Origin of the sequence: Bradyrhizobium barranii subsp. barranii (genome assembly GCF_017565645.3) — a bacterium.
GTDB classification, from domain to species: Bacteria; Pseudomonadota; Alphaproteobacteria; order Rhizobiales; family Xanthobacteraceae; genus Bradyrhizobium; species Bradyrhizobium barranii.
Genome location: NZ_CP086136.1, coordinates 10,268,350 through 10,281,705 on the forward strand (window position 1 = coordinate 10,268,350; position 13,356 = coordinate 10,281,705).

The window sequence follows — 13,356 nt, forward strand, 5'->3', positions numbered from 1 at the left end:
CAAGATGTCGATGTCAGCGCTCTGCCCCGCAGCCCGGAATATCGAACAGCGCTGCGAGGCCGCATTTCGAGGTCAGCATCTTGTCGCCGTCATGGCCGACCCCGGCGACGTCCCAGACCCGGTGATTGGGCGTGCCGCGGTCGCGCTTGGCCATCGCATCCGCATAAGCGTGGCCGCGGGCGTAGCGCGTGGGACCTTGCGCCTCGGCCATGCAGCTCTTGTCCAGCGCGGGATGCTTCGGATTGGTGTCGAGCGTGCCGAGCAGATAGATCACCTCGCGCTCGACATAGCGCTGCTCCAGCGCGACCGGCGTTGCGTTCGCAAGATAGGGCGGACGCCCGTCCATGCCGTATTTCCAGTTGTTGTAGCCCGGGCAGGATGCGGCGATCGCGGGCACGGGCCGCGTGTTGCTGAAATAAGCGTAGGAGGAGGGATTGGCGACGACGTAGCGGACATCGATATGCTGGCGCGACAGCGCCGCCTCGCCTTTGCCGGCGATGGCATAGCGTTGCGCGACCTGGCCACCGCCGGAATGGCCGGCGACGACGACCTGCTTCAGATTCGGGAAGATGCGCCGGTCCGAGAGTTTTACGAGGATCGCATCGAGCGCATCGAAGGATGAGACCGGATTCGGTGCCAGCGCGGCGTCGCCGCCCTCCCATCCCTCCAGCGACCAGCGCAGCGTATCCGCGGGCAGCTTGTGCGCGTCGATATCGATCTCCGCCAGAAACTGCGGGACGATCATCAGCGCGCTCTTGCCGTCGTCGCCCGCCGCAACCTGCGCAGTATGGGCCGACATGTAATATTCGTCGGCATTGCGCAGGCGTCCGTGCAGCACGATGATGGCGCGCGAGATCGCCGGCAGCGGCAGCGACCAGTCGCTGGAGAGATAGAGCGGCAGCATTCCCTGGCCGCCGACCGAGAGCCGCGCGTCGGCAATCGCCCTCACCGGCTTGCGGTTGGGCGCCTCCTCGTCCGCTGCGAACGCATAGCTGGAAATGAACGCCAATGTGATTGCGGCGAGACGGGCCAACGCTCTCATGACGGATATTCCCCTTCGAATTCAAACCAATAAAGTCTAAGCCGATCATGTGCCGCGCGGCTGTGACTCCCGCGCCACGTCAAGCAAAAAATGTCAGCATTGCAGTCATGAAATTCCCGAGTTCCACGGGTGACAAGCCGGCGATAAAGGGGCAAAAATCGGACCCGACTCAGTTCGGGTTGAGTTTTGCAAGGAATGCTCTCGTAGAATGTCGGACGTAGTTGCATCGCGTCGTGCGGCGCTAGTCGTTGCCGCAGCAGGATTTCTTCTGCTGACGCCGTTGCATGCCCACGCCCAATGGTGGAAGCGCGCGCCGGTCGATTTCGAGGAATGCGCCGACGCCGCCGAGAAGGCCGCGAACAAGACCGAGAAGACGGCTGCGCTTGCCGATTGCAACGCCAAGTTCGCCGGCCGCCGCAAGCCAGGCGGCGGCTATTCCTATTACGATTTCCTCCAGGACCGCACCTTCGACATCGCAGGTCCCAATCCGACGCCGGAGGAGCAGAAGAGGATCGACGAATCCTACACCTCCTACCTCGCCAATCAGCGCCGCAGCAATGAAGCGGCCCAAGCCGCCGCGCGTCAGCAGCGCGAGCAGCAGGAACAAGCGCGGCAACAGCAGGTCGCTCTGCGAACCGAGGTCGAGCGCGTGTCCGTCCCGGTCGCGCGCGTGCCTGTCCCGGTCGAGCGGCCGAAGGTGCAGCAGTCCGTGAGCCCGCGACCGAAGGGCGCGCCCTGCACCAAGGGCTCGTTCTCCTGCGAATGGCCGCGGCTATCGGAAAGCTTAAGCGATCTGAAGAAGCTGTTCACCCCGGCGCCAAGCAAGCCGGCGAAGAAGGGGTAAGCTCCTCGCGCAGCAAACTCCGCTGTCGTCGCGGACAAGCGGAGCGCTGATCCGGGACGACAGCGGGAGTGTGGCGTCAGTTCGGCTGCTTCTTCTTGCTGCGCTTCGGTTTGACCACCGGCGCACGCGCGGGCTCTGTTGTCGTCGGCGAATTGCCCAACTGCGACCTGCTCTCCTGCAACCGCCTGTCATAGCCGGGCGAGTTCACGACCGTTGGCGGCCTTGCGTAGGCGAGCGTCGACGCGGCGCAGAGCGCGGCCAGCGCGAGCCCAATCATCAGACAACGCGTCATCGTTGCTCCTCCTGCCGCCCGGCTCGCACTCAGGCCGCCCCGCGGATCTGCTGCGGCGTCAGCCGCGGCGGACCATTGCCTGCCGCCTCGGCCCGCTTGATCAGCGCAACAATGCGGCGCATCAGCGGCACGTCGACGTTGTTCTGCTCGGCGAGTGCGATGACTGCGCCCTGGAGATAGTCGATCTCGGTCTTGCGGCCCTGCTTCAGGTCCTGCCACATCGAGGAGCGTGCCTCGGGATCGATCTTCATCGTGCGCCCCAGGATCGCATTGAAGATCACATCGGGCAGCCTCAGCAGGGTCGGCGTCCACCTCAGCGGGATCGGCGTCGCCGACACCGGCGCGATGCCGGCGGCGTTCATCGCAGTCACGCCTTCCGCCATCTGATCGGCGAACAGTCTTCGCCAGTCGCGGTTCGCCAGTTGCGCGGCAAGCGGCATGTCGGACAGCGCGCTGAGCGCATTGTTCAAATTGATGATCAGCTTGCCCCATTGCACGCCGGTGATGTCAGGGCTTGCGCGCATGGCGAGGCCGGGCACCGACAGCGCTGCGGCCGTATTCGCCTCATCCTCGCCGACATGGATTTCGCCGGACGTCGAGCGGTGAAAACGCCCCTCGCCCATCGCGATCACGTTGAACGGCACCATGCCGGCGAGCACGGGCCGGCCACCGAGCCGCTCGCGCAGAACCGCGACATTGCCGACGCCGTTTTGCAGGGAGACGATGACGGCGTCCTGCGGCGCATGCCGGGCAATCTGGTCCGCGACATCGGCGGTGTCGGCGCTCTTCACCGTGACCAGCACGATGCCGGCGTTGTGGAAGATCGCGGGATCCTCCGACAACGCGAGCTGGCCCGCGCCGAGCTTCTGCTCGGAGCCGTCGAAATCGGTCAGCCGCAGGCCGAACCGCTCGATCTCGGTTTTGACCCGCGGCCGCACCAGCAGCGCGACGCGGCGCCCTCCGGCCGCCAGCTGGCCTCCGACGAAACAGCCGATGGCGCCCGCGCCGGCCACCACGATCGGTCGATCCGCAACCACCTGACCTTGCTCCCTTGAATGACCTGCCCTCGATAGCAGAGGCAATGCCGGCTGCCCATTGGTTGCGGTGCATTCGCCTTGTAACCGTCATGAGAGCCTCATATGTTTTTGCCCCGGGGGCTGTCACCGGCGAGAACTCGCCGACGAGAACGCCAAAGGAGAGCACCATGGGTCTACTCGACGTCCTCAACGGCATGCAGAACGGCCCCCGCGGCCCGAGCACGCCCAGCTCTGAGCAATCCTCCGGCGGCATGTCGCCAATGACCATGGCGCTGCTCGGCCTGATCGCCTGGAAGGCCTTCAAGCATCTGACGGCTGGCCAGCCCGACGCGGCGCCGGCGCCGCAGCAGCGCTCGCCGCTGCCGCCTCCGACGCCTGTCAATACGGGCAGCAGCGCTGTTCCCGGCGGCCCCGGTGGTAGCGGCGGCCTCAGCGATCTGCTCAAGGGCGGCCTCGGCGGCCTGCTCGCGGGCGGCGCCGCCGGCAGCGTGCTGAGCGGCGGTCTCGGCGATCTCCTCAACCAGCTCCAGCAGGGCGGCCACGGCGAGACCGCGAGCACCTGGGTCGGCAAGGGCGAGAACAAGGCGATCGCGCCCGGCGATCTCGCCAGCGCCCTCGGCGCCGACCAGATCCAAAGCCTGTCCGCCCAGAGCGGCCTGTCGCGCGACGAGCTGCTCTCCGGCCTCAGCCAGTATATGCCACAGGTGATCGACCACCTGACGCCGGACGGACGGCTGCCGACCGAGAACGAGCTCTCGGGCAGACTCTAATCGAACCTTGATCTACGCGTTCTCGGGAAGGGGAGCACTGACATGAGCATGGGCGGCCTGTTGTGGATCATCGTCGTCGGCTTCATCGCCGGCCTCATCGCGCGCTGGCTGGCGCCGGGACCGAACAACCCGAGCGGCTTTATCCTCACCACCATCCTCGGCATCGCCGGTGCGTTTCTTGCGACCTTCATCGGACAGGCGATCGGGCACTATAGCCCCGACCAGGGCGCCGGCTTCATCATGGCCACGATCGGCGCGGTGGTGGTGCTGTTCATCTGGCACCGGCTGGTCGCGAGCGGCGTGATAAAAGGATAGCGGTGCGGGACGTCGGGCACGACGCCGCCCTCGCACTCCGTCATTGCGAGGAGCCCTTGCGACGAAGCAATCCAGACTGTCCGCGCGGACGCTCTCTGGATTGCTTCGCTTCGCTCGCAATGACGAATTAAGTTATCAGATGCATCCCCGCATCCATCCGCACGACCTCGCCGGTCATGTTGCTCGACGCCGGCGTTGCCAGGAAGCAGACAAGCTGCGCGATGTCGTTGGCGGATGAAGCGACCTTCAGCGGCACCTTCGCCACCACGCTGTCGCGCACCTGCTTGGCGCCGGCCTCGCCGCGGCCCTTGGTGAACCAGGGCGTGTCGATATAGCCGGGGCACACCGTGTTGACGCGGATCAGCGGCGCCAGCGCGCGCGACAGCGACAACGTCATCGTGTTGAGCGCGCCCTTGCTCGCGGCATAGGCGATCGACGAGCCGACGCCGCTGATGCCGGCAACCGAGGACACGTTGACCACGGCGGACGGCCGCTCCGAAGCCTTCGCGCCGGCCTCGAGCAGGCTGCGCGCCGCGCGCACCATCTGGAACGGGCCGATCGTGTTGACGCCGTACAAGCGCTGGAAATCTTCAGCCGACAATCCATCGAGATCGGCATGCGCAACATGCTTGGTGATGCCGGCATTGTTGACGAGCACGTCGAGCCGGCCCCAGCCGCTGGCTGCCGCGACGATCTTGCGGCAATCCTCGTCGCGCGAGACGTCGCCCTGCGCGACCAGCACTTCCGCCGCCCCCGCCTTGCGGCAGAGTTCGGCCGTGGCCTCTGCTTCCTTCTGGCTCGAAGAATAGTTGATGACGAGCCGCGCCCCGCTCCGCGCGAGAATTTCCGCAGTCGCTGCACCAAGTCCGGATGCGGACCCCGTCACGATTGCGCACAAGCCATCTTTTGCCATCCGGATTTCCTTCCCCTTGATTGAATACAAGCCTTAAGCAGCTGGCCCTGTTTAGCGAGTTTGCCGCGCCCTGCAAATCGACCAAACTCCGCTAAGCGGAATTAGTCCATAGCAGCTCTTGCGCCCATGCCGGAGCCGCAGATGGGCCTGCGGTCAACGCTTGTCAGGGCCATGGCTTTTTCGGATCATCGGGCGCAAGAAGAGACCGCGCGCCGCGCCGACCGGACGGAACGCGCCAATGGCAAAACACGGGGAACGCTGTGGCGGAGAGTGACAATATCGTCGTCGAGACCGCGGAGAAAATCTTCGCCGATCTCGCCGATCCGCAGACCATCAACAACGACAAGAAGGGTTCGTGGCAGGCGCCGCTGTGGCAGGCGCTGAGCGAAGCCGGCTTGCCTTTGTCCTGGGTGCCTGACGATCTCGGTGGCTCCGGCGCCAGCCTTGCCGACGGCTTTGCGCTGCTGAACGCCGCCGGCCGCTTCGCAGTCGCGGTTCCCCTGGCCGAGACCATGCTCGCAGGCTGGCTGCTTGCGCAGGCGAAAATCGCCTCACCGGAAGGCGAAATGACCGTGCTGCCGGCGAGCCCGAAGGACCGCATCACGCTCGATGCCGACGGCGCGCTCTCCGGCCGCGCCCGCGGCGTGCCCTTTGCCAAGACGGCGAAGCACTTTGCGGTGCTGGCGCATGGCAAGGATGGTATCTCGATTGCCCTGGTCGATGCGAGCAAGGGCCGGATCGAATCTGGACTCAACGTCGGCTACGATCACAGCGATACCGTGACGCTCGACAAGGTCCAGCCCGTCACCGTCAAGCCCGCGAAGGGCTTTGACCAGACCACGCTCATGCTGATGGGCGGCGTCGCGCGCAGCCTTCAAATCGCGGGCGCGCTGGAAGCGATGCTCGACATCTCCGTGCGCTATTCCAACGAGCGCGTCGCGTTCGAGAAGAAGATCTCGAAGTTTCAGGCCGTGCAGCACAACCTCGCCCGCCTCGCCGGGGAATCCGCCGCCGCGCTTGCGGCCGCAACGTCCGCGGCCGACGCCATCGCGAACGCAAAGTCATTCGACGACGAGGTCTACCTCGAAGCCGCCTCGGCCAAGATCCGCTGCGCGGAAGCCGCGGAGAAAGGCGGCGCCATCGCGCATCAGGTGCACGGCGCCATCGGCTTCACCAGCGAGCACATCCTGCACCGCTTTTCGCTGCGGGCGCTGGCCTGGCGCGATGATTTCGGTTCGGAGAGCCATTGGGCCGTCGAGCTCGGCAAGCTGGTGGCAAACCGCGGCGCCGACGAATTGTGGCCGCTCGTGGCTTCGCGCTGATCAGGGGACGAGACAACAATGACCGCTGCCCTCCGTTTCGATCCGATCCGCTTGCCCGAGAAGTGCGAGCAATTGCGCAAGGAAGTGCGCGCCTTCCTCGCCGAGGAAATCGCGGCCGGCACCTTCGATCCGCACAAGCCCAACCGCGAAGACACCGACGCGCCGGAATTCTCCCGCCGGGTCGGCGCCAAGGGCTGGCTGGGCATGACCTGGCCGAAGAAATATGGCGGCCAGGAGCGCTCCTTCCTCGAACGCTACGTGGTGACCGAGGAAATGCGCGTCGCCAACGCGCCGACGCGGCGTTTCTTCGTCGCCGACCGCCAGAGCGGGCCGGTGCTGATCAAATACGCGCCCGAGCATATCAAGATGGATATCCTGCCGCGTATCTGCCGCGGCGAGATCTGCTTTGCGATCGGCATGAGCGAGCCGAACTCCGGCTCCGACCTGTTCGCGGCCAAGACGCGCGCGACCAAGACCGACGGCGGCTACCTCATCAACGGCACCAAGATCTGGACCTCGTCGGCGCACATCGCCGACTACATGATCGCGATCTTCCGGACCTCGCAGCCGACCAAGGAAAACCGCCGTCACGGCCTGACCCAGTTTTTGGTCAAGATGAAGCAGCCGGGCATCCAGGTGAACCCGATTGGGCAGATCACCGGCCAGTACGAGTTCAACGAGGTCGTCTTCACCGATTTCTTCGTGCCCGATGATCACGTGCTCGGTGAGGTCGACGGCGCCTGGAAGCAGGCGACGAGCGAGCTCGCCTATGAGCGTTCCGGCCCCGAACGTTTTCTGGAGACCTATTACGTGCTGACCGAGCTGGTGCGCGCGGTCGGCCCCAATCCGGATACCCGCAGCGCCGAAGGCATCGGCCGGCTCGTGGCGCAGCTCCACACCATGCGGCGCATGTCGGTCTCGGTTGCGGGCATGCTGCAGGCCGGCAAGGAGCCGGTGGTGGAGGCGTCCATCGTCAAGGACATCGGCACGGTCTGGGAGCAGCAGCTTCCGCACCGCGTGCGCGATCTCGCCGCCTTCGTCGAGGAGACCGCGACCAACCGCGAGACGCTGGAGCGGCAACTCGACTTCGCCATCAAGACCGCACCGAAACTCACCATCCAGGGCGGCACCACCGAGGTGCTGCGCGGCATCATCGCGCGCGGACTGGGTCTGCGCTAATTCAATCGAGGATCGTCATGAGCACCTATAAAGATATCGGCGTCGAAAAAGTTGGCCACGTCGGCACCATCGAGATCCGCCGCCCGCCGCTGAACTTCTTCGATATCTCGCTGATCAACCAGATCGCGGATGCACTCGACGAGTTCGATCGCGACATCGAGATCCGCGCATCCGTGCTGTCGGCACAAGGCAAGGCATTCTGCGCCGGCGCCAATTTCGGCGATCCGGCGCGGCAGGCGCAGGAAGCGCGCGAGGCCGAGAAGAAGGGCGACCCGGCCGACAACCTCGGCCCGATCAACCATCTCTACATCCAGGCCGTGCGCATCTTCCGCGCCAAGAAGCCGATCGTCGCGGCCGTGCAGGGCGCGGCCATCGGCGGCGGGCTCGGTCTCGCAGTGTCGGCCGACTTCCGCGTCACCTGCCCGGAAGCGCGCTTCTCCGCCAATTTCACGAAGCTCGGTTTCCATCCCGGCTTCGGCCTGACCGTGACGCTGCCCGAGCTGATCGGCAAGAACAACGCTGAGCTGATGTTCTACACCAGCCGCCGCGTCACCGGCGAGGAGGCAGTGAAGTGGGGCCTCGCCAACGAGCTGGTGCCGCAGGACCAGGTGAAGGCAGGCGCGATGAAGCTCGCCGCCGAGATCGCCGAATGCTCCCCGCTCGGCCTCCTCTCCACCCGCGCCACGATGCGCGCCAACCTCGCCGACCGCGTGATGGCCGCGACCAATCACGAGCTCGCCGAGCAGACGCGCTTGCGCGCGACTGAAGATTTCAAGGAAGGCGTCAAGGCCACCGAAGAGCGCCGCGCGGCGAATTTCAGGGGAAGGTAGTCTCCCCCTCTCCCTTTGTGGTGACGTCTCCCTATTCTTCCTTGAGCGGCCGCACTCTCAGACCCGTCATCCTGAGGTGCGAGCTGCGCGGTGCGCAGCACCGTGCGGAGAGCCTCGAAGGATGAACGGCCCCGCCGGTAGCCGTCGCCCTTCGAGGCTCGCCAAAGAGGCGAGCACCTCAGGGTGACGGATCACTGAAATCAACTGACGCGGAACGTCACCCCGCCGAGCAGAAACTCGTTCCCCGCAACCGCGAGCCCCTTCGCCTTCGCGGCATGCAGCACGCTCGCGACATCCGCCACCTGAAACTCCAGCGCGCTCATGATCTCGCTGGCGCCCTTCACGAAGCGGAAGGTGGCATTGGGCAGTTTCAATTCGGCGCCGCCACTCGGTACGATCCCGATGATCTTCCCCCAATGTTCAGCGAGCGCCTGAGGATCCGGGCTCTGCATCTCCACGCCCGTCAGCGCCTGCGTCACATCCTTGCGGATGAACTTTTGCCAGTCCGGCCCTGCCGGCGGATACGCCCCCAGAATATCGTCGCTGCCTTTGGTATGGTTGAATTCGATGAAGGCGGCGCGGCAGTCGCGGGGGTGGAGCTGCACGCCGTGATAGGGCGCGTGGTCGATCACGTTGGCGGTGCGCACGCCCATCGCATTGGCGTTGCGGCCGCGTTCGTCCGGATCGTCACAGCAGAAGATCGCCATATAGCCGCCGCGGCCGCCGGTCTTCTCGATGAAGCGGCCGGCGGTGGTGCCGCCCTTGAACGGCGCGACCACCTCCAGCAGGATCGTGTCGACCGGGAGCAGCGCGTTCTCCAGGCCGTATTTGGCGACATTGCCATCGCGGTAGCAGACGTCGAGGCCCATGATCCCGGCGATGTCGGAGACCACAGGCGCGAGCTGCGGCGCGACGAGGCAGATCTGCCGGAGCCGCATATAGGGCGCCTATCGTCATGCGCCCTTGAAGGTCGGCTTGCGCTTCTCGACAAAGGCCTTCGCGGCTTCCTTGTGGTCCTCGGTGTCGCTGCAACGGGTGTGATGGATCGCTTCGCCGTCGAAGCAATCTTCCAGCGCCAGATGCTCGGCGTTGTTGATGTTGCGCTTGATGAAGCCGAGCGCGATCGATGGGCCCTGCGCCAGCGACAGCGCGAGCTCGTGCGCGGCCGTGTCGATCTCGGCATCGGGCACCACCTTCGTCACCATCCCGATCGCATGCGCCTCCTTCGCCGTGAGCACCGGCGACATAAGATAGAGCTCGCGCGCCCGCGCGCTGCCGAGCAGCTGCGTCAGGAAATAGGTGCCACCGTAGTCGCCGGAGAAGCCGACCTTGGCGAAGGCGGTCGTGATCTTGCAGGATTCGCTCGCGATGCGCAGGTCGCAGGACAGTGCCATCGAAAGGCCGGCGCCGGCTGCCGCGCCGTCGAGCTGCGCCACCACGGGCTTCGGCATCTGGTGCAGGATGCGCGAGACCTCCATGCCGCGGCGCAGGTTCGCCATTTTCACCTCGAACGGCAGCGGCGCACGGCCAGCCGCCATCGACTTGACGTCGCCGCCGACGCAGAACGAGCCGCCCGCGCCTTTGAACAGCACCGCGCGCACCTCGGGATCGTCGGCCGCGCGCCGCGCGGCCTCGACCAGCCCCGCGACCATGTCGGGGTTGAGCGCGTTCTTCCGCTCCGGGCGATTCATCGTGATGGTGAGCAGCCCGCCTTCGAGCTTTTGCAGGACCATGTCGTTCATGGGACGTCTCCCTTGTTGTTGTTTTGCTCGGGCCTCAGCGACGAAGCAATCCAGACCGTCTCTGCGGAAACATCTCTGGATTGCTTCGCTTCGCTCGCAATGACGATCTCTATTTCTTCACCAGCGGGCAGCGCGACTGCTCGAGCGACTGGAACGCCTCGTTGCCGGGCACGGTGGCGAGCAGCTTGTAGTCGTCCCAGCGGCCCTTGGACTCAGACGGCTTCTTGACCTCGAACAGGTACATGTCGTGGATCATGCGGCCGTCCTCGCGGATCTTGCCGTTCTTGGCGAAGAAGTCGTTGATCGGTGTCTCCTTCATCACCTTGATGACCGCGGCCGAGTCGGTCGTGCCCGCCGCCTTCACGGCCTTCAGGTAATGCGTGACGGACGAATAGACGCCGGCCTGCGCCGAGGTCGGTACGCGCTTGGTGCGCTCCATGAATCGCTTCGAGAACGCGCGCGTATCGTCGTTGAGGTCCCAGTAGAAGGCTTCGGCGAGCAGCAGGCCCTGCGCGGTCTCCAGCCCGATCGAATCGATGTCGGAGACGAAGGCGAGCAGCGGCGAGACCTTCTGGCCGCCCTTGGTGATGCCGAACTCGGCCGCCTGCTTGATGGCGTTGACGGTATCGCCGCCGGCGTTGGCAAGGCCAATCACCTTGGCCTTGGACGCTTGAGCCTGGAGCAGGAACGACGAGAAATCCGACGTGTTGAGCGGATGGCGCACGGCGCCGAGCACCTTGCCGCCGGTCTTGGTGACGACGGCGCTGGTGTCCTTCTCCAGGTCCTGGCCGAAGGCGTAATCGGCGGTGAGGAAGAACCAGCTGTCGAGGCCGGACTTCACGGCGGCAAGACCGGTCACGTTGGCCTGGCCATAAGTGTCGAACACGTAGTGAATGGTGTAGGGACCGCAGGCCTCGTTGGTGAGACGGATCGAGCCTGGGCCGTTGAACATGATGATCTTGTTGCGCGCTTTCGCGATCTCGCCGGCGGCGAGCGCAGTGGCCGAGGCCGCGACGTCGTAGATCATCTCGACGCCCTGGTTGTCGAGCATGTCGCGGGCGATGTTGGCGGACAGGTCAGCCTTGTTGAGATGGTCGGCCGCTAGCACCTGGATCTTGCGTCCCAGCACCTCGCCGCCAAAATCTTCGACGGCCATCTTGGCCGCGGTCTCGCTGCCGGGGCCGGTGATGTCGGCATAGAGGCTCGACATGTCGAGGATGCCTCCGATCTTCAGCGGCGGCTTGTCCTGGGCCTGCGCGGCGGCGCTCGCACTCAGGGCAAACGCTGCGGCAAAAATGCCCGACAAAATATTCTTCATCGAAAAAGACCTCCCTTATCGCGCCGTACTCTGATGGCGGCTTGGTTATTGCTCTTGGTTATTGCTGTTGCCGCAATCATGCCGCATGCGCAAGTGCGCAGCAAGCGCGAGGGCGTTGCGGGCGCATGATTGCCGCACATGTTTTCCGCAAAGCGGAATGGCATGTTGCGGCGAAATGTTTCCACCGTCATTGCTGTGCAAGTTCATTAATTCGCTGATCGAGTGTGAGGCAATGGCGACGCGTCACGCGAACTGCCGTAGGGTGGGCAAAGGCGCGCTCTTCGCGCCGTGCCCACGAGCCCGCGCGACAAATCAAAGACGTGGGCGCGCTTCGCTTTGCCCACCCTACGATAGCCTTCGCGGTTCGCCACGTTTGCGTTAGAACTAGAGCACAACGCAACCTTTCCGGGCACCGTGACGCGACTGCTTCATCTCATCGTCGCACTTCCTCTCGTCGCCGGTCACAGAGCTGGCCCCGGTTGTTTGGACAGCGCCCCGCTGGATTTAAGTGGATTCCTGCCGGGTTATGCTGAACGCGGGGCTTTACGGTTTTGTCGTTGCGTCGGGAGGGCGTAGCCCGACCAGAGCGACGACAAAACCGTCGGCGACGGTCATGCGGCCATCACCATAGCTTGCGTGCCGAAGTAAGCCTCGTCGGGCGTGCGCCCGTCAAGGCTCGAGTGAGGGCGTCCCTGATTGTAGAAGGCCAGATACTTGGCAATTGACGCTCGCGCCTCGGACACGCTGTCGTAGGCGCGGAGATAAACTTCTTCGTATTTGACCGTGCGCCAGAGCCGCTCGACAAACACGTTGTCGCGCCAGGCGCCCTTGCCGTCCATGCTGATGGCGATCTTCGCGTCCAGCAGCACATCGGTGAACTCGAGGCTGGTGAACTGGCTGCCCTGATCCGTGTTGAAAATCTCGGGCCTGCCGTGCTTCGCCAACGCCTCCTGGACCGCTTCGACGCAGAAGGCCGCCTCCATTGTGATCGAGACGCGATGGGCCAGGACCCGTCGGCTGAACACATCGACGACCGCCGCGAGATAGACGAAGCCACGCCGCATCGGAATGTAGGTGATGTCCATTGCCCACGCATGGTCGGGCCGCTCGATCTTCAATCCGCGCAACAGGTACGGGTAGATCTTGTGACCCGGAGCCGGCTTGCTCGTGTTCGGGCGACGATAGACCGCCTCGATCCGCATGCGCTTCATCAGCGTCGCGATGTGGCGGCGACCGGCGTATACGCCCTCCCGCCGCAGCAACGATCGCAGCATACGCGCTCCCGCGAAGGGATAATCGAGATGCAGCTCATCGAGCCGACGCATCAAGGCAAGGTCCTCGGCCGAAACTGGCCGAGGTTCATAGTAGACCGTGCTGCGAGCCAGCTTCAGGACCTTCGCCTGGCGCACGATAGAAAGATCATGATCGCGGTCGATCATCGCTTTGCGCTCAGCAGGCCCGCCTTGGTGAGCGCGCCGGACAAAAAATCGTTTTCCAACGCCAGCTCGCCGATCTTGGCATGTAACGCCTTCAAATCGACCGGCGTCTCGGCCGATGTCTTGTCATGCCCAAACACGCCGGCGGCGCCTTCCAGGAGCTGGTTTTTCCAGATCGTGATCTGGTTCGGATGAACATCAAACAGTTGCGCCAGCTCCGCCAGTGTCTTGTCGCCTTTGACCGCAGCCAAAGCAACCTTCGCCTTGAATGCCGGAGAATGCGTCCGGCGGCTCTTCTTCGTCATCTTCGCTCCTG

At 64.7% G+C, this 13,356-nt stretch carries 14 protein-coding genes; 6 read left to right on the plus strand and 8 right to left on the minus strand.

Annotation, left to right across the window (positions count from 1 at the left end):
* Nucleotides 1-13 precede the first annotated feature (13 nt).
* A complete protein-coding gene (locus J4G43_RS49860) occupies nucleotides 14-1,042 on the minus strand; it encodes an alpha/beta hydrolase (protein ID WP_208083454.1) in 1,029 nt (342 codons plus the stop codon).
* Between the two features lie 208 nt (nucleotides 1,043-1,250).
* Here J4G43_RS49860 and J4G43_RS49865 point away from each other — a divergent pair, with 208 nt between their 5' ends.
* Nucleotides 1,251-1,886: a hypothetical protein gene (locus J4G43_RS49865; protein WP_063980660.1), complete on the plus strand. Its 636-nt coding sequence runs from the start codon at nucleotides 1,251-1,253 to the stop codon at nucleotides 1,884-1,886.
* 76 nt (nucleotides 1,887-1,962) lie between these two features.
* On the opposite strand, the gene J4G43_RS49870 is transcribed toward J4G43_RS49865, so the two are convergent.
* Nucleotides 1,963-2,178 carry a hypothetical protein gene (locus J4G43_RS49870; RefSeq protein WP_166065373.1) on the minus strand — a complete coding sequence of 72 codons (216 nt, stop codon included), beginning with the start codon at nucleotides 2,176-2,178 and terminating at the stop codon, nucleotides 1,963-1,965.
* A gap of 29 nt (nucleotides 2,179-2,207) precedes the next feature.
* A complete protein-coding gene (locus tag J4G43_RS49875) occupies nucleotides 2,208-3,215 on the minus strand; it encodes a 2-dehydropantoate 2-reductase (protein WP_208083455.1) in 1,008 nt (335 codons plus the stop codon).
* Nucleotides 3,216-3,382: 167 nt separating this feature from the next.
* Between J4G43_RS49875 and J4G43_RS49880 the strand changes: the two genes are divergently transcribed.
* A complete protein-coding gene (locus tag J4G43_RS49880) occupies nucleotides 3,383-3,985 on the plus strand; it encodes a YidB family protein (RefSeq protein ID WP_208083456.1) in 603 nt (200 codons plus the stop codon).
* Nucleotides 3,986-4,027: 42 nt separating this feature from the next.
* Complete coding sequence (locus tag J4G43_RS49885) at nucleotides 4,028-4,300, plus strand: GlsB/YeaQ/YmgE family stress response membrane protein (RefSeq protein ID WP_080586664.1); 273 nt, start codon at nucleotides 4,028-4,030, stop codon at nucleotides 4,298-4,300.
* A 127-nt stretch (nucleotides 4,301-4,427) separates the two neighbouring features.
* Here J4G43_RS49885 and J4G43_RS49890 read toward each other — a convergent pair whose 3' ends face one another.
* Nucleotides 4,428-5,213 carry an SDR family NAD(P)-dependent oxidoreductase gene (locus J4G43_RS49890; RefSeq protein WP_038934418.1) on the minus strand — a complete coding sequence of 262 codons (786 nt, stop codon included), beginning with the start codon at nucleotides 5,211-5,213 and terminating at the stop codon, nucleotides 4,428-4,430.
* 260 nt (nucleotides 5,214-5,473) lie between these two features.
* Here J4G43_RS49890 and J4G43_RS49895 point away from each other — a divergent pair, with 260 nt between their 5' ends.
* Genes J4G43_RS49895 through J4G43_RS49905 form a run of 3 tightly spaced genes read left to right on the plus strand, consistent with a single transcriptional unit; the run spans nucleotide 5,474 to nucleotide 8,544 of the window.
* Nucleotides 5,474-6,535 carry an acyl-CoA dehydrogenase family protein gene (locus J4G43_RS49895; RefSeq protein WP_208083457.1) on the plus strand — a complete coding sequence of 354 codons (1,062 nt, stop codon included), beginning with the start codon at nucleotides 5,474-5,476 and terminating at the stop codon, nucleotides 6,533-6,535.
* Nucleotides 6,536-6,553: 18 nt separating this feature from the next.
* The gene (locus J4G43_RS49900) at nucleotides 6,554-7,714 is read left to right on the plus strand and encodes an acyl-CoA dehydrogenase family protein (RefSeq protein ID WP_008133127.1); all 1,161 of its coding nucleotides are present in this window, start codon (nucleotides 6,554-6,556) and stop codon (nucleotides 7,712-7,714) included.
* Nucleotides 7,715-7,731: 17 nt separating this feature from the next.
* Entirely contained in the window at nucleotides 7,732-8,544 is an 813-nt protein-coding gene (locus J4G43_RS49905; protein ID WP_208083458.1) for an enoyl-CoA hydratase/isomerase family protein, read from the plus strand.
* A 200-nt stretch (nucleotides 8,545-8,744) separates the two neighbouring features.
* Here the strand turns inward: J4G43_RS49905 and J4G43_RS49910 are convergent, their stop codons facing one another.
* The 4 genes from J4G43_RS49910 to J4G43_RS49925 form a co-directional block, all read right to left on the minus strand.
* Nucleotides 8,745-9,482, minus strand: coding sequence for a VOC family protein (locus tag J4G43_RS49910; protein WP_208083459.1), 738 nt, complete (start codon nucleotides 9,480-9,482; stop codon nucleotides 8,745-8,747).
* Nucleotides 9,483-9,497: 15 nt separating this feature from the next.
* Nucleotides 9,498-10,286, minus strand: coding sequence for an enoyl-CoA hydratase (locus J4G43_RS49915; protein WP_208083460.1), 789 nt, complete (start codon nucleotides 10,284-10,286; stop codon nucleotides 9,498-9,500).
* Nucleotides 10,287-10,395: 109 nt separating this feature from the next.
* The gene (locus J4G43_RS49920; protein ID WP_208083461.1) at nucleotides 10,396-11,604 is read right to left on the minus strand and encodes an ABC transporter substrate-binding protein; all 1,209 of its coding nucleotides are present in this window, start codon (nucleotides 11,602-11,604) and stop codon (nucleotides 10,396-10,398) included.
* A 611-nt stretch (nucleotides 11,605-12,215) separates the two neighbouring features.
* A protein-coding gene (locus tag J4G43_RS49925) for an IS3-like element ISRj2 family transposase (protein ID WP_085967151.1) occupies nucleotides 12,216-13,345 on the minus strand; the annotation gives its coding sequence in 2 pieces (ribosomal slippage) (nucleotides 12,216-13,093 and nucleotides 13,093-13,345; 1,131 coding nt in all).
* Between the last annotated feature and the right edge of the window lie 11 nt (nucleotides 13,346-13,356).

Bases quoted from the DNA above. Each gene is read 5' to 3' on its own strand.
- J4G43_RS49890 (WP_038934418.1), bottom strand. From the start codon at position 5,213: ATGGCAAAAGATGGCTTGTGCGCAATCGTGACGGGGTCCGCATCCGGA.
- J4G43_RS49880 (WP_208083456.1), top strand. From the start codon at position 3,383: ATGGGTCTACTCGACGTCCTCAACGGCATGCAGAACGGCCCCCGCGGC.
- J4G43_RS49910 (WP_208083459.1), bottom strand. From the start codon at position 9,482: ATGCGGCTCCGGCAGATCTGCCTCGTCGCGCCGCAGCTCGCGCCTGTG.
- J4G43_RS49885 (WP_080586664.1), top strand. From the start codon at position 4,028: ATGAGCATGGGCGGCCTGTTGTGGATCATCGTCGTCGGCTTCATCGCC.
- J4G43_RS49860 (WP_208083454.1), bottom strand. From the start codon at position 1,042: ATGAGAGCGTTGGCCCGTCTCGCCGCAATCACATTGGCGTTCATTTCC.
- J4G43_RS49900 (WP_008133127.1), top strand. From the start codon at position 6,554: ATGACCGCTGCCCTCCGTTTCGATCCGATCCGCTTGCCCGAGAAGTGC.
- J4G43_RS49865 (WP_063980660.1), top strand. From the start codon at position 1,251: ATGTCGGACGTAGTTGCATCGCGTCGTGCGGCGCTAGTCGTTGCCGCA.
- J4G43_RS49915 (WP_208083460.1), bottom strand. From the start codon at position 10,286: ATGAACGACATGGTCCTGCAAAAGCTCGAAGGCGGGCTGCTCACCATC.
- J4G43_RS49870 (WP_166065373.1), bottom strand. From the start codon at position 2,178: ATGACGCGTTGTCTGATGATTGGGCTCGCGCTGGCCGCGCTCTGCGCC.
- J4G43_RS49920 (WP_208083461.1), bottom strand. From the start codon at position 11,604: ATGAAGAATATTTTGTCGGGCATTTTTGCCGCAGCGTTTGCCCTGAGT.
- J4G43_RS49905 (WP_208083458.1), top strand. From the start codon at position 7,732: ATGAGCACCTATAAAGATATCGGCGTCGAAAAAGTTGGCCACGTCGGC.